The organism is Polymorphospora sp. NPDC050346, assembly GCF_040655695.1.
In the GTDB taxonomy this organism is placed as follows: Bacteria; Actinomycetota; Actinomycetes; order Mycobacteriales; family Micromonosporaceae; genus Polymorphospora; species Polymorphospora lycopeni.
In genome coordinates this window covers 24480-46691 of the sequence record NZ_JBFAKM010000015.1, presented here as the reverse complement: position 1 = coordinate 46691, position 22212 = coordinate 24480, and the positions used below count along the sequence as shown (strand labels likewise).

Sequence of the window (22212 nt, the reverse complement as noted above, 5' to 3'; positions counted from 1 at the left end):
AGGCCGACTCCCGAGCACCCGCCCGGGGGTCGGGCGTCAGCCCGCGTCGAGGCAATTCCCCGGCACCCGCTCGGGAGTCGGCTCGACGCCGTACCCGGCAAGTCGGCGTCGGGTCCGGCGCAGGTCCCAGCGGGCGCCCAGCACCGTGTACAGCTCCACCGCCTCGCCGCCGGCCGTGGCCGCCTCGTGCGGGCGGCGGTTCGCCGCCAGCAGCACCGCGGCGTCCTCCAGGCTGGCGGCCAGTTCCGTCACCCAGCCCAGTTCGCGGTAGCGGGCCGCGGCGGCGAGGACGGGCGCCGGGTCGTTGGTGCGCAGGGCCCGGCAGCGCGCCGCCGCCCGGTACGCCCGGGCCGGCTGCACCTCCCGGGCCGCCTCGCCGGCGCAGATCGCCGCCGCCCGCTCCGCGACGTCGGGTCGTCCGAGGTCGAGCGCGAGTCGGGTCACCGTCGGTAGCCACTGGTGCCGTACCGCCAGCGGTGCGTACTCCGGCGCCAGCAGCGGGCCCAGCATCCGCAGCGCCTCGTCCGGCCGGTCCTGCGTCTCGGCGACGAGCGCGCGGGCGACCAGCAGGAAGCCGCAGCTCTCCCGCTCGGCGTCGCTGGCCGGCAGGGCGTCGGTCGCGTCCAGATGCCCACGGGCGAGCACCCCGTCGTCGCGGTGCGCGGCGACGAGCGCGGCCACGCCGTGCAGCAGCATGGCCACCGCCACCGGGTCCCGCATGCCCAGCAGCGTGTTGCGGGGCACGTCGTCGGTGACCGCGCTGATCTCGGCCAGCGCGTCGTCCCACCGACCCGTCCAGAAGTACTGCACCGCCGAGGCGGTGTGCAGGCCGGAGGGCAACCGGTGCCGGAGGGCGAAGAGGCGGGCCTCGCGCAGCGTCCGTTCGGCCTCCGGCAGCCGGTCCAGGTTGTGCAGGGTGAACGTGCGGTTGTCGAGCAGGTCCAGGTAAAGGCCGGTGAAGGCCGGGTTGTCCCGCATGATGTCCAGCGCCCGGTCGACGTACTCCAGGGCCCGTTCGTGGTCGCGGCGGATGGAGTTGGTCAGCCAGGTGGTCTGCAGGGCGGAGGCCGCCTCGTACGGCCGGCCCGCGGCGAGGGCCTCGGCGTGCAGCACCTCGGCCCGGCGGTCGGCCCGGTCGAGGTCGTCCAGCGCACCTCGGCGCAGGTCGGCCAGGAGCACCCAGTGCCGGGTACGCCAGAAGTCGGGCACCGCGCCGTCGGTCAGCGCGTCCCGGAGGATGGCCATCGCCGCCGGTACGTCCCCGCGCCGGTACGTCATCGTGGCGAGCAGATGACGCATCTCCGCGCGTTCGGCCGGGTCGGTCGCGAGCCCGGCCGCCTCCCGGGCCTCGTCCACCGGCCAGCGGTCGGCCCGCAGGTCCAGCCGCACCAGGTCGATCAGCAACTGGGCGCGGTGCCGCGGATCGGCGGGCCCGGTCCCGAGCACCCGGCGGAGCAGGCTGCCGGCGAGCTGCGGAGCCCCGCGGGCCAGTTCGGCGCGGTGGTCGACCAGCCAGGACACGGTCCAGTCGTCCACCACCGAGGTCGCCGCGACGAGCTGCTCGGCCACCCGGATCACCGGGCTGCCACCCCGGTCCAACACCTCGGCGGTGTGCCGGTGCAGCATCGCCCGGGCCGGGGCCGGGATGCTGTCGTACAGGATCCGGCGCAGGAAGGAGTGCCGGAAGGCCAGGGCCGTGTCGGCGCCGACGAGGACGTTGGCGGCGAGCGCCTCCTCGAGGATGCGGACCAGGTCGAGCGGGGACTCCCCGGTCACCGCGGCCACGTCGTCGACGGAGAACCGCGTGCCGAGCAGGGCCGCGGTCCGCAGCACGTCCTGGGTACGGGACGAGAGGAGGTCCACGGTGCTCCGGACCACGGCGAGCAGCGGGCGGGGCAGTTCGACGGGTACGGAGTCGGCGACGTCGGCCACCCCGTCGGTCGTCCGGACCGCGCCCCGCCGCAGCAGCGCGGTGGTCATCTCGCGGGCGTACAGGGGATTGCCCGCCGAGATCGGCACCAGCTCGGCGAGGTTCGGTCCGAGCGGGGCACCGACCAGGCGAACCACGAGCTGCTCGACCACCTCCGGCGGCAGGGCGCCCAACCGGAGCAACTGCCCCTGCCGGGCCCGGACCCCCCGGCGCAGCCGGGTCAGCTCGTGGCCGCCGGGTTCCAGGCGGGCCGCGACCACCAGCAGCAGCGGCATCCGCCGGGTGGCGGCGACCAGCCGGTCCCAGAACGGCACGCTCGCCGGGTCGGCCCAGTGGAGGCCGTCGAGGACCAGCACGAGCGGGGCGACGTCACAGGCGGCGCGTACGCGGGTCAGCACCTGCTCGGCCAGCACGGCAGGATCGGCCGCGGCGAACCCGTCGGGGTGCGGCCCGGCGGGCGGCGGGGCCACCGGAAAGTCGGTGGACCGTCGCGGTGGCTGCATCGCCCTGGCCACCACCTGCAGTGGCACGTACCGGTCCAGCTCCTCGGCGGTGCCCCAGGCGACCTGGCAGCCCCGGTTGGCCGCGTCGACGAACGCGGCGCTGAGCAGTGCGGTCTTGCCGATGCCCGGCTCGCCCTCGATCCAGACGGCGTTGCCCTGACCGGCGGCGAGCGCGTCGAGCAGGGACCGCAGCCGGTCCAGCTCGTCGGAGCGTCCGGCCAGCCGACCGCCCCCGGGAGCGCCCGACGGCGCTCCGGTCGGGGCCGCCGGCCCGGCCGGGGACGGCGGCGCGCCGGTCGGGGGCCGGCCGCCGACGGCCGTCGACGCACCACGGATCCGGTCGTACAGTCCGGTGAGGACGTCGCCCGGCTCGATCCCGAGCTCGGTGCGGAGGATGTGGCGGGCGGCCCGGTAGGCATCGAGCGCCTCGGCGTGCCGGCCGGTGCGGTGCAGGGCGAGCACCAGCAGTTCGTGCAGGGGCTCGTGCAGGGGGTGGTCGCGGACCAGCCCGGTCAGCTCGGCCACCAGGCCGTCGTCGCCCGCCTCGATCAGGATCCGGGCGCGTCGGCCGAGGGCGTCGAGCCGGCGGTCCACGAGCCGGGCCCGCTCGAACTCCAGGCGGTGCCCGGTGAGCCCGGCGTACGGCTCGCCGTGCCACAGCCCCAGCGCCTCGTCGAACGCGGCCACGGCGGCGGTGGGGTCCCCCGCCTCGTGCCGCCGCACCGCCTCCGCGCAGGTCGTGGTGAACCGGTCGCTGTCCAGCTCCCCGGGGTGCAGGCGAAGGGCGTATCCCGTCGGCCCCGAGGTCAGGGTCTCCCGGCCAAGAATGCGGCGCAATCCGGATACGTACGTGTAGATGCTGCCCGCGGCGGTCGCCGGGGGCGCGTCGTCCCAGACCTCCGCGATCAGGTCGTCGCGTCCGACGACGCGTCCGCCGGCGGCGGCGAGTGCCGCGAAGACCAGCCGCTGCCGGGCCGGCCCGAGGTTGAGCTCGCGTCCCCCGCGCCAGGCCCGGACCGGGCCCAGGACCGACACCCGCAGCCGGTCGTCCGGTGTTGTCTGCACGGGTCCATCGTGACAGGTGCGGCAGTCACTCCCCGACGTCGGCGGCGCTACGGGTTGGTGCGGCCGCGTCGTCGACCACCGTCGAACGTGGAATGTGCGGCATGGTCGGCTGGCCCGGCAGGTGTGGACGGACCCGTGCGAGCAGCGTCCGCAGCTGATGCATCCAGCGCGCGGTGATCCGGCGTTCCCGCAGGGCCGCGTGGGCGATCTCCGCGGCGGCCTCGTACTCGCCCCGCCGCTCGTGGGTGTGGGCCGCCACCCAGCGCATCTCGCCCCGCAGGGCGGGGTCGGTGGTCCGGGCGGCGACCCAGCCGGCCTCCGCCGTCGCGACCTGCTGCTGCCGCAGCAGCAGCCGGGCCAGCCAGGCGGTGAGGAGCAGCCGCTGGGCCGGGTCGAGGGCATACCGGAATTGGGCCTGGCGCAGCACGGCGAGCGCGGTCTGCGGCGCCCGGTCGACAAGTTCCTCGACGTGCTCGGCCAGCCAGGCGCCGAACCGGCCGTCGAGCGGTACCTCCCCGGCGAGCAGTTGCGCCACGACCTGCTCGGCCGGGGCGTCGGCGGCGACGAGCCGTTGCCCGAAGGACCGGTGCAGGGTGATCCGCAGGGCCGCCGGGGTGCTCTCGTGCAGGGTCCGGGCCACGACCCGGTGCCGGAAGAGCAGCCGGTCACCCTCGGTGGTGAGGACCTTGTCGGCCAGTGCCGGCGCCAACATCCGGGCCAGGTCGTCCTGGGTACGGTCGGTGGCGGCGGCCAGCGCGGCGAGGGTGGCGCCGGCCGGCTGCGTACCGGGCGCCCGTAACTCGTATGCGCTCAGGAAGGCGAGCGCCCGTAGCGCCTGCCGGGTCTCCTCGGTGGCGGGGGCGAGGTGCGCCTCGACCGCCGCCACCAGCGCGCTCGCCGTCGGCGCACCGGGTTCGCTCACGGCGAGGTGGCGCAGGTACCCGGGATGGCCCCCGGCGTCGTCGAGGATCCGCGCCAGCCGCTCGGCGTCGGGCGGCTCCGGGGCCACTGCCCGGACGAGGGCGGTCGCGGCGGCGGTGTCCAGCGGCGTCAGCTCCACGACCTCGTCGGCGGGCAGCCCGCGTACGTCCGCCGCGCCGGACCGGGCCGCCGCCACCAGGAGCAGCGGCAGCTCGGCGGCCTGCTTGCCGAGCGCGGCCCACACCCGCAGCGTCGCCGGGTCGGCCCACTGCAGGTCGTCGACGACCAGGACGAGCGGGCTCGCCTCGGCGGCGTGGCGGACCAGTTCCACCACCCTGTCCACGGTCTCGGCGGAGATCCCGTCGTCCGTGTCGGCAGGGCGTCCGTCGGCCAGCTGGCGGGTGGCGTCTTCGACCAGGTGGCGGGCGGTGTCGTCGGCCAGCGCCGATTCGATGCACTCGACCAGGGTGCCCAACGGTAGGTGGCGGGTGACCTCGTCACCGACCGCCCAGCCGATCCGGCAGCCGGCCGTACCGGCACCGGAGAGGGCCGCCCCGAGCAGCACCGACTTGCCCGTGCCGGGGGCGCCGTCGACCCGGATGCTGCGCCCGTGGCCGAGGCCGGCCTCGGCCACGGCCCGACGCAGCCGCCGGAGCTCGGCGTCGCGGCCGATCAACGTCGCCCGGGCGGGCGGGCCGTTCCCGGCTGCCGGAGCGGCCCCGTCGGGCGGCGGGACGGTGGTGGGCCCGACCACCGGGGCCGCCCCCCGGCCACCGGCCCGCCGCGCGTCGGCCAGCATGGTGCGCAGGTCCTCCCGGCGGGGCTGCGCGTCCACGAGCCTGCGCAGTACCGGCACGGCCTCCTCGTGCCGGCCCGCCTCGACCAGCAGGGTGGCGTACCGCTCGGTGGTGGCGAGCCGCAGTTCGGTCAGGCGCAGCCGCTGGGCCTCGGCGAACGGGCCGGGCACTCCGGCCAGGGCTTCGCCGTGCCACAGGCCCAGCGCGGACTCCACACTGGCCAGCTCGGCGAGGCTGTTCCCGGCGACCCGATGGCGCCGGGCCGCCTCACGCAGCGACTCGAAGCGGACGACGTCGACGGACTCCGGGGGCAGGTGCAGCCGGTACGAGCCCCCGCCCGAGCTGAGCAGCTGCCCCGCCGCCCACCGGCCCCGGGCCGGTTCCAGCGCCTGACGCAGCGTCGAGACGTACGTGTAGATGTTGCCGGTCGCGCTGGCCGGGGCGTCCTCCCCCCAGAGCGCGGCGACGAGTTGCTCCCGGGAGACGCCGTGCTCGGTGCGGAGGGCGAGGACACAGAGGACGGCCATCCGCCGCGCCGACCCCAGCGTGATCTCCACGCCGTCCCGCCACGCCCGTACCGGGCCCAACAACCGGAGATCGACGCTTCTGTTCCCCACTGACACCGTTCCCCCAACCGCCGTACCTGCGTCCAGTCTCCCTCCACCGCGTCGGTGCTGCCGTTGGCGAACTGGCCCGCCGCGCCCGGTCCGGCTGCTCCGGGCGGCAGTCCGGGCAGACCGGACCGGAGCCCAGGGCACTTCCGTGACCGACCCCTTCCCCCGCTCTCACCGGGCTGGTGCACTCGACCCGTGCCGGCTCACCCACCTGCCTCGACGAGCCCGTTCGTGGGCGAACTCCTGCTCGCGCTCGCTGCCGAGGGGCGGCTCGTGCTGGACGCGGCGCAGGCCGACGAGGCCATAGCCGGCCTGGAGCGGACCCTGTCCGAGGTCCGGGCGCGGCTGCGCATCATCCGTATGTGGCAGTGCCTGCCCGCCCAGCGGGTCGACGAACTCCCCGACGATCTGGCCCAGGATGTGATCGAGGCCATCTTCGCCGACCAGCTCGCGCCCGGCCGGCTGGAGCTCGCCGTGGTGGAGATCCCCAAGTACATCGCGGCGCTCCAGCGGGCCCGGGAGACACCCCCGGCGGCGGACACCTGATCGCGACGAGCGTCGTCGCCGGCGTACGCCGGGCCAACCTTCACGGTCGGCGGGCCGGCGTGAAGACCGGCGTGGAGATTCTCTGAAGAGGCATTGCGCAGACTCCACCGGGACCGACGACAACAGGAGGCATCGGTGGAACCGGTAGGGCTGATCCTGCAGGCATCAGAACCGCTCAGCTACGCGGGACTCGCCAGCTTCCTGCGAAGCTGCCCGGAGATCGAGTTGCTGCCCATCCACGACCGGACCGGGGCGAGGGTGCTCGTCTTCGCCTGCGAGCAGCTCACGGTGGACGTGGTGGCGATGCTGCGCCGCTCGGCCGCGGAGACCGGCCTGCCGGTGGTCCTCGTGCTCCGCGAGATCACCGAGAGCGAGTTGCTGACCGCGGTGGAGTGCCGGGTGGTCGCCATCCTGCCGCGTGCGGCGGTCACCGGCGAGCGGCTGGTGCACAGCGTACTGGCGGCGGCCAACGGCGGCGGGGTCATGCCGCCGAACCTGGTCGGGGAACTGCTCAAGCACATCGAGCGGCTGCAACGCGAGGTGCTCGCTCCGAACGGCCTCAACGCCTCCGGGCTGACCCCGCGCGAGGTCGACGTGCTGCGGCTGATGGCCGACGGGCTCGACACCAACGAGATCGCCGGCAAGCTCTGCTACTCCGAGCGGACCGTCAAGAACGTCATCTACGGCGTCACCCACCGGCTCAAGCTGCGTAACCGTTCGCACGCCGTCGCCTACGCGCTCCGGGCCGGCCTGATCTGATCCACTTCCCGGCCGCCACGTCGTCGCTCGGCTGCTCCTCGTCCTCGGCCCGCGATCCTGACGGATTCAACGAGGGAGACGGGCGACCGCCCGGTCTACCGCGTCGCGACCGTGGGTGTTGACCAGTGACAGGTGGAACAGCACCGGAGCGGTCGCGGCGAAGAACCGGCGCCGGTATTCCCCGGCCGGCGGGGAGAGTTTCGCCTTCGGCAGGTTGGCGGCCGCGGTGTAGACCACCTCACAGTTGTCGCGGCGCGACCACTCGGCGGCTCGGCGCGCAGGCCAGCACCACGTCCGCAGCCCGCGCCACCCCGCCGGCTTCCCTCAGGGAGCGACCCAACCGTCGCGCCTGTTCCCTGAAACCGTCTTCGTCGAGTAGCCGGCGCAGCTTGTCGACCATCTGGTCCACCTCGACTTCGGAGACCGCCAGGCCGACGCCTGCCTCGACGACGCGAGCCGCCAGATCGTGGCAGTCCATCCAGAAAGGCAGAATCAGCAGCGGTTTGCCGAACACCAGGCCTTCGTTCACCGCGTTGCCCCCGCCGTGACCGAAGAACACGCGCACCCGGGGATGCGCCAACAGGCCCAACTGCGACGGCACCCAGCTCACGACTTTCAGGTTGTCGGGAAGGGGATCGGGAAGTGAGTCGGGAAAGGCCGTACCGGCTGCTCTGGACACCTTCCACAGCACCCCGACGTCCGGGCCGAGGCGGGCGCACGCCGTCACGATGGCGGCCACCAGCTCACGTGACGGTCGCATGACCGTTCCGAACCCGATGTAGACGACCGAGGCGTACGACTCGAGCCAGGCGTCGATCTCGGCGTCTCCGGATCCCTCCGTGGCGGCTTCCGGCACCGGGGTTCCCACCATGTGCAGGTGATCCGGAGCCGACGGAAATGGGTATTCGAGCCCGAACACGGAGAAGGACAGGACCGCGGCGGCGGCATCCGCGTATCGGGACGGCACGGCTGCGGCGTTGGCGATTCCGGCTCTCCTCCGTCGACGCGTCGCGGCCAGCATGGGGAACAGGTTCCGAGGCCGGGCGTACGCCGCCAACGCCCCCAGCCGGAAGAACACGTTCGAGAGCTGCTGGCGGCGGCTCATCCGCAGCGGGAGCCCGGAGAACGGCGTGGGGAAACTCCATGGCAGCCGGTCCAGGTAGACGCCGCTGATCGGCGACGGCACGCTCAGCACGTAGGGCACACCGAGGGTGATGGCCGCGTCGATCGCCCAAGGGGTGCACAGGTCGATGACGGCCACATCCGGCCGGACAGAGGCAAACTCCTGGAGTGCTCGGTCGTACTGCTGCGAGGTGTAATCGTGGTCGATGTTCTTGTCGATGAAGGCGGCGAGGTTTCGTAGCCGCGACCGGGAACTCATCGACGCAAGCGTCGCGTCGTCCCATCGGCTCGGATCCAACTCGGGCTTGTAGTGGCCCAGCGACACGAAGCGCACCCTGTTCTGCCCCGGTATCCGCTCGATGTCGCCGCGCCCCTCCTCGGTGGAGGCGAACCACAAATCGGCGACGCCACGCTCGTTCAGCTCTCCCGCGATCTCCAACAACGGCTTGATCAGCCCGGTACTGGGCAGCGCCGCCAGCAGAACCCGGGCAACCCGATCGGGTGACCCTTCGGGCGATGAGATCTCGTCAGGCAGAACGTTCATCAAGCTTCTCCCACTCCGGCTGTCGTAGGTGTGGTCAGGTGAACCGCGCCAGCCATTCCTCGACCGCTTGTGCGGTCGCCGCAACCTCGGCCCAGGGCGTCGTGAGGTGGTCGCCCGGCACCTCGCCGAGGGTGCGGCCGGGCGTAAGCAGAGGATCGAACCCCCAAAGCGATCACGAATCTCTGACTGCAACGTCTACAGCGGAAGTGCCGAATGCATGCCGGCCATTCTTGACCCGTCCCGCCTCTCGACGACCGACTCCCAGTGCTCGATCATCTCGTCCAGCAGCGCTTCAAAGGTGTACTCCGGCTCCCATCCGAACGTCTTCCGGAAGAGGGAAGAATCCCCTCGCAGATAGGTGAGCTCTTCGGGTCGCATGAACTTGGCATCCTGTACGACATATTCTCGGTAATCCATCCCGAGCCTGCTGAAGACATAGTCGCAAAGCTCCCGGATGGAGTGTGTGTGCCCCGTGGCGATCACATAGTCGCCCGGCAAGTCATGATTGATGATCATGTGCATGCCGCGCACGTAGTCCTTCGAGTGACCCCAGTCCCGAAACGAATCAAGATTGCCGAGCACCAGTCTTTTGGCGAGCTTGTGCTTGATTTGGACGGCCGTCTTCACTACCTTGTTGGTGACAAAATTGGACCCTCGCCTCGGACTCTCGTGATTGAACAGAATTCCATTTACCGCGAAGAGATCGAAGCTGTTGCGGTAATTGCGAACCATGTTGTAACCAAACAGCTTGGAGCACCCGTACGGGCTGACGGGATTCATGGGAGTTGTTTCGCGTTGGAAACCGTCCGGGTCCACTGAATTCCCGAACATCTCCGATGAGCTTGCCTGGTAGAAGCGCGCTTCTGGGGCGACCTTTCGGTAGACTTCAAGCAGGTTCAACAGTCCCATGGCGTTCGCCTGGACCGTGAACTGTGGGATGTCGAAGCTGATCCGGACGTGACTCTGGGACGCAAGATTGTAGATCTCGTCTGGCGATGCCAGCCGCATGCAGCGTTCCAGCGACGCGCTGTCGAGCAGGTCCCCATACTCGAGATGCAGTTCACCGAGCGAGCCGATCCTGGAGCTTTGATGTTCCGGAACGGAGCTGCGACGAACGATGCCCCAGACCTCGTAGCCTTTGGAGAGTAGGAGTTCCGACAAGTAACTGCCATCCTGCCCGGCGACCCCGGTGATCAGAGCCCTCTTCATGATAATCCCTTCAGGCCTGTCGCCTTTTACTCGACAGAAGGCACTTCGCCAGCAACGATGAACTTGCCCTTGTATCCTTTTCCTCTCAATTTCTGAATAATGATATCTTTCAGATTCGAGGTCAGGATTAGTGCATATTCCGGCTGTCGGTCAAGTAATTCTTGATCGGCAGTTACCGGGATCAGCGAGCCGGGGGCAAGTTTCCCCTGCTTCAGTTCGGAGCCGTCTGTGATGTAATCAAGCACGTCCGGCCGGATTCCACAGTAGTTGATGATGGTATTTCCCTTGGCGGATGCCCCGATCCCGGCGATCATCGCCCCTTGCGACTTGAGGTCGTACAGGACGGACATGAGTCGCTGCTTCGACTGAATCAACCGGGCTGACCAGGCCTCGTACGTGGCGATTGAATAAAGGCCGGCGGCAGTTTCCTGCTCGAGCAGCCTTGGAACGTTCGCGGAGACCGGACGGACGCCGGGCCGCCCTGCGTAGACGAGGATGGATCCGCCCTGGGTCTCGGTCTCCTCAACATCGAAAATCTCGAGTCCATAGCGATCGAACAGCACCATCAACGGTTTCAAGGAATAGAATCGGAGATGCTCATGATGAATGAGGTCGTACTGCATCTTGGTGATGACGTTCTGAAGATGATGGGACTCACTCACGAAGACGCCGTCCTTGGCCAGCAACGCCACGACGCCACTCATGAACGCATCAAGTTCCTTGATGTGCGCGAACGCGTTCATCGTGGTGATCACCTTAGCCGGCTGATATGTCGCCAGGATCTGCTTGGCGGTGGCCTCGGTGAAGAAGTCGACGATGGTGGGCAGTCCCTTCGCTATCGCCCGGCCGGTGGTCGACGAGGGGTCGACGCCGAGAATCCGCACCTCGCCGCCGTACTGCTCGAGCAGAGTTCCATCATTGCTTGCGAGGTCGACCGCGAGATCCTCTCTGTCGAGCTGGAAACGCTCGATGAAGGACTTGACGAGCCTCTCGAAATGTGGCTTTGAAGCTGGATTGGATTCTGTTGTGTAGACGAAGTCCCTGAAGAGAAGACCGGGATCGACGCTGTGACCGATCTGGGCAAGCCAGCATTTTCTGCAGACGTAGAAGTCCAGCGGGTAGACGGTGAATGGCTCCGCCGCCTCGGCTGGCCTTACAAAGACGTCCGGCAGGGCATGATGTCCGAGAGACGTGATGTGTGTGAGTTTTTTGCTGGAGCAGATCTGACAGTTCATCTAGCTGACCCTTTCGCCCTGTATGTCTTTCTCGGACTTGGCTTCATGTGATGGACAACAGCCGCAGGTCGCTCTCCAGCATCTGCGCTACCACATCCTCGAAGGGCGTCGACGGACGCCAGCCCAACTTCATCGCTGCCTTCTCGTAGTCGGCGCGCAGCACGACTACATCGGCTGGGCGCACGAACTCCGGGTCGACACGCACATGGTGGCGCCATTTCAGCCCGACGTACGAAAATGCAAGCTCCACCAGTTGCTGAACGCTATTCAAGCGTCCGGTGCCAATCACGAAGTCGTCCGCCTCGTCCTGGCTCACCATGAGGTGCATCGCACGGACAAAGTCCCCGGCAAAGCCCCAGTCCACCTGTGCGTCCAGGTTGCCAAGCCGAAGCTCGGCCGCCTGGCCGAGCTTGATCCGAGCGACCCCGAGTGACACCTTGCGGGTCACGAACTGCCGACCTCGGCGGGGCGATTCGTGATTGAACATGATGCCGGACATCGCATGCATGCCATACGATTCGCGATAGCTCTGTGTCATGTAGTGGCCGTAGGCCTTGGCGGCGCCATAAGGACTGTGCGGACGAAAGGGCGTCAGCTCGTTCTGTGGTGTCTCTTTTACCTTTCCGTACATCGCCGACGAAGACGCTTGGTAGAAGCGGATCTGCCCTCCCCTGCTCGATTGCGATTCGCGCACGCCAGAGATCGCGCGGATTGCCTCGAGTATCCGCACCACTCCAACACCAGTCGCCTCAGCGGTGGCTTCGGCTTGTCGCCAGGACTGCGGTACGTACGAAATCGCCCCCAGGTTGTACACCTCGTCGGGCTCACACTGCTCGATCGCGGCGATGAGGCTGCTTTGATCGAGTAGATCGCCGCTGATCAGATGCACCTCCCCTTCCAGATGGGGAGCCACCGGTATCCGGGGCACAGCCTCCCCGCGCACCAGACCCCACACGTCGTAGCCTTCGGCGAGCAGGTGTTCAGCGAGGTATGAGCCGTCCTGGCCACGAATGCCAGTGATCAAAGCCCGTCTGGTCATGTCGCCCATATTCATCGTGCAAGAGCGACCACCGGAACCCCTAAATGAATCTGGAGCCTAGGGGTGGCACGGGGGAATCGCCGCAGGCGATTTCCACCCTGGGCCTGCGGCGTCATCGAAGCCTAAGGGACGTCTCGTAACTCGGGCGCACGTCCATGGTGGAGCATGTCGGAGTGCAGGCGGTCTCGGCGACCCGCCCGGAGCGGATCTTTCCGTTCAGCGGGCTGCAGCCCGTCCAGTTCCGCGGGCTCGTCCGGCTGGTCGCCGAACGCGGCGGGGGCGCGATCGTTGACGGGTCGGCCGGGCCGAGAGTGGTCGCTCGACCTCGCCGATCGGGTGTTGCCGGTCGCCGCGCACCGGTGGACGAACCTGGCCATGAGGCAGATCGGCCCGTAAATCCTGCCAGCTCGGGCCGAAGCACGGACACCCGCATTTCAAGTAAGGGCTTCTTTAGGGGTTATGTGCGCCGGGCCGCGCAGTATCGTCTTTCCCTAAGCCCCTGTGTGGCTATCCATTCCGTTCATTCCCTTCCGCCGCCGCGCCATTCGGCGACCTGGTCCGCTGTGGGGACGGCCGGTTCCGGTCACCCACCGGACCGCCGTCGGTGACGAATCGCCGGTCATCGCCGGCGGGCCGTCATCGCCGTGAGGTCGAGGGCCATGAGCTCCGATCCGCGGTACGGGTACGCCGGCCGTCCGCCCCCCGGACGACCGGCGTACCGCGACCATGGGCGTTCACCCAGAAACGTGAGGCGCATGTGATCCAGATGCTGGCTCCCGACGGGACACTGCGGGCGGATCCTCGGTTCCCCCTCGACGTCACCCCGGCGCTCTGCCGGGACCTGCATCGAGACATGTTCCTCGCCCGCCGGTTCGACGAGGAGGCGCTCGCGCTGCAGCGGCAGGGCGAGCTCGGTCTCTGGCTGATGGCGCTGGGCCAGGAGGCGGCACAGGTCGGCTCGATCCGCGGCATCGCCACGCACGACCACGTGTTTCCCAGCTATCGCGAGCATGCGGCGGCACTGTGCCGCGGTATCGGCCCCGCGGAGATCCTGGCGCAGTGGCGGGGTGTCGCCCACAGTGGATGGGACCCGGCCCGCTACCGCTTCCACATCAACAGTCTCGTCCTCGGCGCCCAGACGCTGCACGCCACGGGTTACGCCCTCGGGGTACGGCTCGACGGCGCGCCGGAGATAGTGCTCGCCTACTTCGGCGACGGCGCCAGCAGCCAGGGCGATGTCAACGAGGCGCTGAACTGGGCGGTGGTCACCAAGGCGCCGATCGTATTCTTCTGCCAGAACAACCAGTGGGCCATCTCCACCGCCACCGCGCAGCAGATGGGCGCGCCCGTGCACGTCCGGGCCGCCGGTTTCGGCCTGGACACCTACTTCGTGGACGGCAACGACGCGCTGGCCGTGCACGCCGTGACCGTGCGGGCCGCCGACCGGGTGCGCGCGGGAGGCCCGCCCGCCCTGATCGAGGCGCTCACCTACCGCGTCGCGGGGCACAGCACCTCGGACGACCCGCGGATCTACCGGTCGGAGGCCGAGGTCGACCTGTGGCGCGAGCGGGACCCCGTCGCCCGTCTGGCCGCCCTGTTGCGCGCCGAGGGCTGGGCCGGCGAGCAGCATTTCGAGCAGTTGGATCGCGAGGCGCGGAAGCTGGCCGAGGAGACGCGGGCGGCATGCCTCTCGCTGCCCGACCCGGCGCTGGAGGAGACGTTCCGGCATACCTTCGCGGAGGAGCCACCACTGTTGCGTCAGGAACGTGAGGGCATGAGCGCCTACCAGGCGAGCTTCGCCGACGGGACCGGCCCGGTCGCGGAGGCGGACCGATGATCACGCTGGGGCAGGCGCTGAACCGGGGCCTGCGGGCCGCGATGACCAGGGATCCACGGGTTGTGGTGATGGGGGAGGACATCGGCCGGCTCGGCGGCGTCTTCCGGGTGACCAGTGGCCTCCAGAAGGACTTCGGGGCGGACCGCGTCATGGACACCCCGCTCGCCGAGTCGGGCATCGTGGGCACCGCCGTCGGTCTGGCGCTGCGCGGATACCGGCCGGTCTGCGAGATCCAGTTCGACGGGTTCGTATATCCGGCGTTCGACCAGATCGTCAGCCAGCTCGCCAAGATGCGGGCACGGTCCGCGGGCCGGCTGGCTCTTCCGGTGGTGATCCGGATCCCCGGCAGCGGCGGGATCGGCGCGGTGGAGCACCACAGCGAGTCGAACGAGTCGTATTTCGTGCACACCGCCGGGCTGCGGGTCGTCACCTGCGCCACGCCGTCCGACGGGTACACGATGATCCAGCAGGCGGTGGCCGGCGACGACCCCGTGATCTTCTACGAGCCCAAGCGCCGGTACTGGGACAAGGCGGAGGTCGACGAGGAGGCCCCGCTGTCCGCCGCTCCCGCGTTGCACTCGGCTCGGACGGTCCGCGCCGGCCGCGACCTCACGGTGATCACGTACGGCTCCATGGTTCATCCCGCGCTCGTCGCCGCGCAGATCGCGGAGGAGGAGGGGAGGTCGGTCGAGGTTGTCGACCTCCGATCCCTGGCCCCGCTCGACCTGCCGGCGCTGCTGGCCTCGGTCCGCCGGACACACCGGGCGATCGTCGTGCACGAGGCGCCGACGACGCTCGGCATGGGCGCGGAGATCTCGGCGTTGCTCACCGAGCATTGCTACTTCGAGATGGAGGCACCGGTGCTGCGCGTCGGCGGGTACAACATCCCGTACCCGCCGGCGCGCGCGGAGGAGATCTATCTCCCGGACGCCGACCGGATCCTGGAGGCGATCGACGCGTCGTTCGCGTACTGACGGGTTCAGGCCTCGGCGAGGATGCGGGCCACGATGCCGTTCACGTCGTTGCGGCAGTCGTTGAGATAGAAGTGCCCGCCCGGGAAGACCAGAACCTCCGATGTGCCGGTGGTGTGCGAGCGCCACCGGTGGGCCTCGGCGAGCGACACCCGTGGGTCGGCGTCGCCGGTGAGCACGGTGATCGGCGCCCGGACCGCATCATCCGGCCGGCCCTGGTACGTCTCGATCGCCCGGTAGTCGGCCCGGATGGCGGGCAGGATCATGCGCAGGATGTCGGTGTCGCCGAGCATGTCGTCCGTGGTGCCGCTGAGATCGCGCAGTTCCGCCACGATGCCGCTGTCGTCACGCAGGTGCACCTGTTCGACGCGGGACGTCGACGGCGCCCGCCGTCCGGAGACGATGAGGTGCCGCGGGCTGATGCCGAGCTTCGCTTCCATCCGCAGGGAGACCTCGAACGCCAGCGCCGCTCCCATGCTGTGCCCGAAGAACGCGACGGGCCGGTCGGCCAGACCGCGGATCGCCTCGAAAACGAGGTCGGCCAGCTCGTGCAGATCCTCGACGCAGGGCTCGAACCGGCGGTCCTGCCGGCCGGGGTACTGCACCGGCAGCACCTCCACGGCCGGCGTCAGCGTCCGCGACATCGGGAAGAAATAGCTGGCCGAGCCGCCGGCGTGTGGTAGGCAGAAAAGCCGGACTTTCGCCTCGGTGGACTGGTGGAACCGACGAATCCAGAGACTCTCTTCCTCGGTCATTAGGCGCGCTTTCCGGTTGGCTTCTTTGTTTGTCGTACATTCCTATCCGCTCCCCGCGGCGGTCGCCACCCCTAGAAGGCGCGTGATTCGTGAGCTTAGGGGTGTTGCGCCGATCGGCCTTGCTCGTACGTTTCCTTCCAGCGGCTTCTTCCCGTCGAATTGTATTTGCCCGAGGAGGCGTATTCGTGCGCACACCAGACGTTTATGTCGGCGGGATAGGCGCCTTCCTGCCGCCGACGGTGACCGTGCAGGAGGCGGTCGGCGACGGCCTTTACCCGGCGGAGGACGTGGAGATTCACCAGCTCGGGGGCGCCGCGGTCGCCGGCGACCTGCCGGCGCCGGAGATGGCCCTGCGGGCCGCCCAGCAGGCGGTCAAGCAGTTCGGCCGTCCGGCGACCGAGTTGAGTCTGATGATTTACGCCAGCACCTGGCACCAGGGGCCGGACGGGTGGCTGCCGCATGTGTACCTGCAACGCCACCTGACCGGGGGAGAGGTCCCCGCGGTGGAGATCCGCCAGGGGTGCAACGGCGTGTTCAGCGCCATGATGCTCGCGGTCAGTCACCTGCGGGCGGATGAGCACCGCCGCCACGCGCTGCTGGTCGCGGCGGACAACTACGGCACACCCATGATGGACCGCTGGCGGATGAACCCGGGCACCGTGGCCGGCGACGCCGGCTCCGCTCTCGTGCTCACCAAAGATCCCGGCTACGCCCAACTGCTCGCGGTGTCGTCGGTGACCGTGCCCGAGGCCGAGGAGCTCCACCGGGGCGGCGAGCCGCTCTTCCCGCCGACCGCCACCGTCGGCCGGTCGCTCAGCTTCGCCGGTCGTTTCCAGCAGCAGGTGGTGGCCCGCAGCGCCGGGATGGCCGCGCTCGCCAAGGCGCAGGAACTCATGATCAGCACGGTGGCGGACACGGTCGCCGAGTGCGGCCTCGCGTTCTCCGACCTCGACCGGGTGGCGTTCATGAACTACTCCCGCGAGGTGGTGGAGCAGCGGTGCATGGCGCCGCTCGGCCTGCCGATGTCCAAGTCGTCGTGGGACTACGGCCGGACCATCGGCCACTGCGGGGCCAGCGACCACGTCCTGTCGCTCAAACACCTCGTGGACACGGGGCAGCTACGGCCGGGCCAGCACATGCTGCTGCTCGGCACCGGGCCGGGGATCAACCTGGCCTGCGCCGTGATCAAAATCCTCGGTACGCCGGAGAGTGCCTGATGACGAACACAACCGACCTTCGGGCGGCCGAACCGATCGCCGTTGTCGGCACCGGCTGTCGCCTGCCTGGTGACGTGTACGGGCCGGAACAGTTCTGGGACCTGCTCAGCGAGCAGCGCAGCACCGTCGGCGACGTCCCCTGGGAGCGGTGGGCGCCGTACGCCGCCCACGGCGCGGAGTTCACCTCCGCCATGAGGCGGGCCATCGCGCGCGGCAACTTCATCGCCGGCATCGATGAGTTCGACACCGAGTTCTTCGGCATCACGCCGCGCGAGGCCGAACTCATGGACCCCCAGCAGCGCATCCTGCTCGAGGTCACCTGGGAGGCGCTGGAGCACGCCGGCATCGTGCCCCGCACCTTGGCCGGGACCGACGCCGGCGTCTTCGTCGGACTGTGCAGCGGTGACTACGGCAGCCGGTTGCTGGAGGACCTGCCCGGCATCGAGGCGTGGACCGGCATCGGCGCGGCCGGCTGCGGAACCGCCAACCGGATCTCGCACGTTCTCGACCTGCGGGGCCCGAGCATCGCGGTGGACACGGCCTGCTCCGCCTCGCTCGTGGCGGTGCATCTCGCCTGCCAGAGCCTGCGCCTCGCCGAGAGCACCGTGGCGATCGCGGCGGGCGTCAACCTGATCGCCTCGCCCGGGCAGTCGCTGACCCTGGGTGCCGCCGGCGCGCTCGCGCCCGACGGCCGCTCGAAGCCGTTCGACGCGAGCGCGGACGGATACGGCCGCGGCGAAGGATGCGGCGTCGTCGTCCTGAAGCTGCTCTCCGACGCCGAGCGCGACGGCGATCGGGTGCTCGCGGTGATCCGGGGCAGCGCCGTGAACCAGGACGGCCACACCAACGGCATCATGGCCCCGTGCGGGGCGGCGCAGGAGCACGTGATGATCCGCGCCTGCGAGCAGGCCGGCATCGATCCGGCCACTGTCGACTACGTCGAGGCGCACGGCACCGGCACGCGCCTCGGCGACCCGATGGAGGCCGGCGCGATCAGCGCCGTCTACGGCGCGGGGCGCGCTGGCGGCGAGCCCTGCCTGGTCGGCTCGGTGAAGTCCAACATCGGTCACCTGGAGGGCGCCGCGGGCGTGGCCAGCGTCATCAAGACCACGCTGGCCCTGCAGAACGCGGTCGTGCCGGCCAGCCTGCTGCACACCGAACTCAACCCGGAGATCCCGTGGGCGGACTCGGGGCTGCGTCTCGCGGAGTCGGCCGAGGAATGGCCGCGTCGGCCGCATCCACGCCGGGCCGGTGTCTCGGGCTTCGGCTACGGCGGCACGGTCGCGCACATCGTCATGGAGCAGGCGCCGGAGATCACCGCCGAACCGGACCACCGGGACGACGACGAGGTGCGGCTCTATCCGCTGTCGGCCGCCGCCGGCGCGGCGCTGCGTCAGGCCGCGGCCGAGCTGGCCGAGCAGGTCAGCAGCCGTACGGAGGTCCCGCTCTCCGCGGTCGGCCGCACGCTGGCCCGCCACCGGGCGCACCAGTCGCACCGGGCCGGCATCGTCGCCGGTGGGCGCGAGGAGCTGGTCACCGGCCTGCGCCTGCTGGCCGCGGACCGTCCGGCCGACGGTGTCGTCACGGACGTCGTCCGGCCGCGCCAGGGCCGGGGACTCGTCTGGGTCTTCTCGGGCCACGGCTCGCACTGGAGCGGCATGGGCCGGGAGCTGCTGGAGACCGAGCCCGAGTTCGCCAAGGTCATCGACGTCCTCGACCCGGTGTTCGCCGCGGAGAGCGGGTTCACCGCCCGCGAGCTGATCCGGAGCGGCACCTTCGAGACCGTCGACCGCATTCAGCCAATGATCTTCGCGATGCAGGTGGGCCTGGCGGCCATGTGGCGCGGCCGTGGCGTCATCCCGGACGCCGTCATCGGCCACTCGATGGGCGAGGTCGCCGCCGCCGTGACCTGCGGCCTGCTGAGCCTCGAGGACGGCGCTCGAGTGTCGTGCCGGCGCTCGCGCCTGCTCACGCGGGCCGAGGGCAAGGGCGACATGGTGATGGTCTCCCTGTCGTTCGACCAGGCCGCGCAGCGGCTCGCGGGGCGGGCCGACCTGTCGCCGGCGATCGCCGCGTCGCCGGTGTCGACCGTGCTCGCCGGTGACCTGCCCGCGGTGCAGGACGTGCTGGACACCTGGCCGGACGAGGGCATCCAGGCCCGGCGGGTCTCGGCTCGCATCGCCTTCCACAGCCCGCACATGGATCCTCTTCTCGAGGAGCTGGTACAGATGTGCGCCGGGCTGCGCCCCGGCCAGCCGGCGATACCGATGTACTCCACGGCGCTGCCCGATCCGCGCGCCGTCCCGTCCGGCGACGGCCACTACTGGGCGACCAACCTGCGCCAGCCGGTCCGGCTCGCGGCCGCGGTCGGCGCCGCCGCCGAGGACGGGTTCGACGCCTTCCTCGAGGTGTCCGCGCATCCGCTGATCGCTCATTCGGTGGGCGAGACGCTGGCCGACAAGGGAATGGACGAGGCGTTCGCCGGAATCTCGCTGCGCCGCAACCGCCCGGAGGTGCGGACCTATCTCGCGGCGGTGGCGGCGGCGCACTGCGCCGGCATCGGCGTCGACTGGCCGAGCCTGCAGCCCGGCGGCTTCCTGGCCGACCTGCCCACCACCGCGTGGCAGCGGCGGCGCCTGTGGCGCGAGACCAGCGATGGAACGCAGACCCGGCAGCGTGGCCACGACGTCGAGAGCTACACCCTGCTGGGCACCAGGCAGAGCATCGCGGGCAGCCCGATCGTGGTGTGGCGCACCGGGCTCGACGACGGCAACCGGCCGTACCCGGGCAGCCATGCGCTCAACGGCGTGGAGATCGTCCCCGCCTCGGTGCTGGTGAGCACCTTTATGGCGGCCAGCGCCGGCGCCGACGGGCGGCCCGCGCACCTCGACGGCCTGGTGATGCGCCAGCCCCTGATCACCAACGACTACCGGGAGATCCAGGTGGTCCGCGACGGCGGCGCGCTGCGGCTCGCGTCGAGGTCGCCGGCCGGCGACACCTGGCTGATCAACGCACAGGCCGAGATCGGAACGGACGTCGACGTGACCGGCGGCCCGATCGCCCCGGGTGCCGGCGACGAGGCCGAGTTCGCCGATCCGGGCCTGATCCGTGAACGCCTGGCGACCGTGGGCGTGCCGGCCACCGGCTTCGAGTGGACCGTGGAGCGGCTGCGGCGCGGCACCGGAGTGATCGTCGCGGAGGTGAAGGCGCCGCACGACCGGACGGGCGCCGAAAGCTGGGCGGTCGCCTTCGACGCGGTCATGTCCATCGCCCCGGCGGTGTTCCCCGGAGCCCCTCTGCTGCGCATGGCCGTCGACGCGGACCTGATCGCGGTCGGCGGCGACGCACCGGAAACCGTGACGGTCACCGTCGTGCTCGCCGACGAGCGTCTCGGCGTCACCCACGCGGTCGTGGCCGACCCGACCGGCCGTCGCATCGCGCGGGTCGACGGCCTGCGCTACACCGAGCTCGGCGAGACGGCGCCGGAGACGGATGCGCGGCGAGCGCTGCACACGACCGTCTGGCGGCCGCCGGACGCCTCCGCCGGGCGCTCGGCGGCCCGTACGGTCGTCCTGGTCGGCCCCACGCTGGCGTCGCTGGCCGGCGGGCTCTCGGCCGCCGGCGTCACGTGTCACGCGGTGAACGACGCCGCGGGCGTAGGCGACCTCTCCACCCACCTCGACGAGTCGGCCGAGGTGCTCGTGAGCCCGGTCGACCATGTCCGCCCGGTGAGCGTGGCCGCGCGACTCGCGCAGGAGGAGCTCGACGCCGTGGCCGAGGCCGTCTGCCGGCTACCGGAGGAGCGCCGGCCCCGGCTCTGGTGCGTCACCTCCGGCGTCCGCGGCAGCAGCCACTCCGCACACACGCGGCAGGCGCCCCTGTGGGGCCTGGTCCGTGCTCTGCGGGCCGGACGTCCCGGCTTGCGCGTGGGCGCCGTCGACCTCGGGCCGGCGTGGGACGGATCGGCGGCGAAGGCGTTCCTGGAGGCGCTGGACCGGGCCGCGGACGAGGACGTGGTGGCGCTCGACGCGGACGGGCCGGCGGTGCCGCGGCTCGCCCGGGTGGACCTCGACGACGCCGGCTCACCGCCCCCGGTGCGCGCCGACAGCACGTACGCCGTCGTCGGCGCCTTCACCCCGGCCGGTGTCGCCGCCGCACACTGGCTGGCCGGTCTCGGCGCCGGTCGCCTGGTCCTGCTCGACGAAGGGGCGCTTCCGCCCCGGGCGGAATGGGACTCCTCCGGGGATCTCCGCCCGGAAATCGCCACCGTCCGGGCGCTGGAAGGGCGCGGTGTCGCGGTCTTCACCGCCACCGTCGACGTGGCCGCGTGGGCACGCGGCGGCGGCCTCGTCCCCGAGGTGTGGGATCTCCCACCCGTACGCGGCGTGGTGTACGCGGCGCCGCACGCGCCCGGCCGGGACGTCCGCTCGTCTCTCGCGGTCATCGACTCGCTGCACGCCGCGTATCCGCCGCAAGCCCTGGATCTCATGCTCTTCGCGGTGCCGCTGGAGGCACGGGTGTCGCCCGGGCCCGGTGACGCGAGGGCGGCCGTCGCCTCGTACGCCGACTCGCTCACCGCGCATCGGGTGGCGAGCGGCTGCCGGGGGACATGGAGCATGAGCTGGCCGGCCGGCGACCTGCCCGGCACCACGGCGGTGGATCCGGGCCTGCTGTTCGAGGCGGCCGGGCACGCGCTCGGCCATGGCCCCGGCGTGTACGCAGTCGTGAGCCCGACGTCCGAGGACTCACCGCGGCCACCGCTGCTCGCGGCCCTGACGGTCGAGGAGGTCTCCGCCGCCGACAGCGCGGCCGACGCGGGCGGCGCCGGATCCGTCCACCTCGACAGCGTGGCGCCGGACGAGCTGCACCGGATCGTCGCCGACGAGACCGACCGGATCATCGCCGGCGAGATGCGGCTGTCGGCCGGCGAGCTCGACCGGCGGCGGCCCCTCGTCGAGCAGGGCATGGACTCGGTCATGGTGGTGGTCGTCCGCCGGCGGCTGCGGCAGCGCTTCGGTCACGACCTGCCCACGACGTTGCTCTGGCAGCAGCCGACGGTGGCCGCTATCGCAAACTTCATCACCGAGTTGCTGCTCGCCGCGCGCACCGGGTCCGAGGACGGCGAGATCCTGGCGAAGGGAGCCTGAC

Annotated in this window: 14 protein-coding genes and 1 pseudogene; 7 read left to right on the top strand and 8 right to left on the bottom strand. The window is 70.7% G+C overall.

Annotated features, from left to right (window positions below; genetic code table 11):
* Positions 1-36 precede the first annotated feature (36 nt).
* Together AB0I42_RS17580 and AB0I42_RS17575 are read right to left on the bottom strand one after the other, a co-directional pair.
* A complete protein-coding gene (locus AB0I42_RS17580; RefSeq protein WP_357538547.1) occupies positions 37-3498 on the bottom strand; it encodes a BTAD domain-containing putative transcriptional regulator in 3462 nt (1153 codons plus the stop codon).
* Between the two features lie 25 nt (positions 3499-3523).
* The gene (locus AB0I42_RS17575; RefSeq protein ID WP_357538545.1) at positions 3524-5833 is read right to left on the bottom strand and encodes an AAA family ATPase; all 2310 of its coding nucleotides are present in this window, start codon (positions 5831-5833) and stop codon (positions 3524-3526) included.
* Between the two features lie 192 nt (positions 5834-6025).
* Between AB0I42_RS17575 and AB0I42_RS17570 the strand changes: the two genes are divergently transcribed.
* Positions 6026-6376 carry a hypothetical protein gene (locus AB0I42_RS17570; RefSeq protein ID WP_212816668.1) on the top strand — a complete coding sequence of 117 codons (351 nt, stop codon included), beginning with the start codon at positions 6026-6028 and terminating at the stop codon, positions 6374-6376.
* A 135-nt stretch (positions 6377-6511) separates the two neighbouring features.
* Entirely contained in the window at positions 6512-7135 is a 624-nt protein-coding gene (locus AB0I42_RS17565; RefSeq protein WP_357538543.1) for a response regulator transcription factor, read from the top strand.
* Between the two features lie 66 nt (positions 7136-7201).
* Here the strand turns inward: AB0I42_RS17565 and AB0I42_RS17560 are convergent, their stop codons facing one another.
* The 5 genes from AB0I42_RS17560 to AB0I42_RS17540 all read right to left on the bottom strand — a co-directional run bounded on the left by AB0I42_RS17560 (position 7202) and on the right by AB0I42_RS17540 (position 12284).
* Positions 7202-7372 carry a hypothetical protein gene (locus tag AB0I42_RS17560; RefSeq protein ID WP_357538541.1) on the bottom strand — a complete coding sequence of 57 codons (171 nt, stop codon included), beginning with the start codon at positions 7370-7372 and terminating at the stop codon, positions 7202-7204.
* Position 7373: 1 nt separating this feature from the next.
* Positions 7374-8801 carry a glycosyltransferase gene (locus tag AB0I42_RS17555; protein ID WP_357538539.1) on the bottom strand — a complete coding sequence of 476 codons (1428 nt, stop codon included), beginning with the start codon at positions 8799-8801 and terminating at the stop codon, positions 7374-7376.
* A gap of 195 nt (positions 8802-8996) precedes the next feature.
* Complete coding sequence (locus AB0I42_RS17550) at positions 8997-10010, bottom strand: GDP-mannose 4,6-dehydratase (protein WP_357538537.1); 1014 nt, start codon at positions 10008-10010, stop codon at positions 8997-8999.
* A gap of 26 nt (positions 10011-10036) precedes the next feature.
* Positions 10037-11245 (bottom strand): class I SAM-dependent methyltransferase, encoded by a 1209-nt coding sequence (locus tag AB0I42_RS17545; protein ID WP_357538535.1) that lies wholly within the window; start codon positions 11243-11245, stop codon positions 10037-10039.
* A gap of 43 nt (positions 11246-11288) precedes the next feature.
* Positions 11289-12284, bottom strand: a complete 996-nt coding sequence (locus AB0I42_RS17540; RefSeq protein WP_357538534.1) for a GDP-mannose 4,6-dehydratase — start codon at positions 12282-12284, stop codon at positions 11289-11291.
* A gap of 173 nt (positions 12285-12457) precedes the next feature.
* Between AB0I42_RS17540 and AB0I42_RS17535 the strand changes: the two are divergent.
* From AB0I42_RS17535 to AB0I42_RS17525, 3 genes and pseudogenes are all read left to right on the top strand, one after another.
* Positions 12458-12752 (top strand): annotated as a pseudogene (locus AB0I42_RS17535) (IS5/IS1182 family transposase); the annotation flags it as partial.
* Between the two features lie 298 nt (positions 12753-13050).
* Positions 13051-14121 (top strand): thiamine pyrophosphate-dependent enzyme, encoded by a 1071-nt coding sequence (locus AB0I42_RS17530; protein WP_357538532.1) that lies wholly within the window; start codon positions 13051-13053, stop codon positions 14119-14121.
* A complete protein-coding gene (locus tag AB0I42_RS17525) occupies positions 14118-15095 on the top strand; it encodes a transketolase C-terminal domain-containing protein (RefSeq protein WP_357538530.1) in 978 nt (325 codons plus the stop codon). The genes AB0I42_RS17530 and AB0I42_RS17525 overlap by 4 nt, the downstream gene beginning before the upstream one ends.
* A gap of 5 nt (positions 15096-15100) precedes the next feature.
* Here the strand turns inward: AB0I42_RS17525 and AB0I42_RS17520 are convergent, their stop codons facing one another.
* Positions 15101-15847, bottom strand: a complete 747-nt coding sequence (locus tag AB0I42_RS17520) for an alpha/beta fold hydrolase (RefSeq protein ID WP_357538528.1) — start codon at positions 15845-15847, stop codon at positions 15101-15103.
* A 185-nt stretch (positions 15848-16032) separates the two neighbouring features.
* Between AB0I42_RS17520 and AB0I42_RS17515 the strand changes: the two genes are divergently transcribed.
* Positions 16033-17064 carry a ketoacyl-ACP synthase III family protein gene (locus AB0I42_RS17515; RefSeq protein WP_357538526.1) on the top strand — a complete coding sequence of 344 codons (1032 nt, stop codon included), beginning with the start codon at positions 16033-16035 and terminating at the stop codon, positions 17062-17064.
* Positions 17064-22211, top strand: coding sequence for a beta-ketoacyl synthase N-terminal-like domain-containing protein (locus AB0I42_RS17510; protein WP_357538524.1), 5148 nt, complete (start codon positions 17064-17066; stop codon positions 22209-22211). Before AB0I42_RS17515 ends, AB0I42_RS17510 begins: the two co-directional genes overlap by 1 nt.
* Position 22212 lies beyond the last annotated feature (1 nt).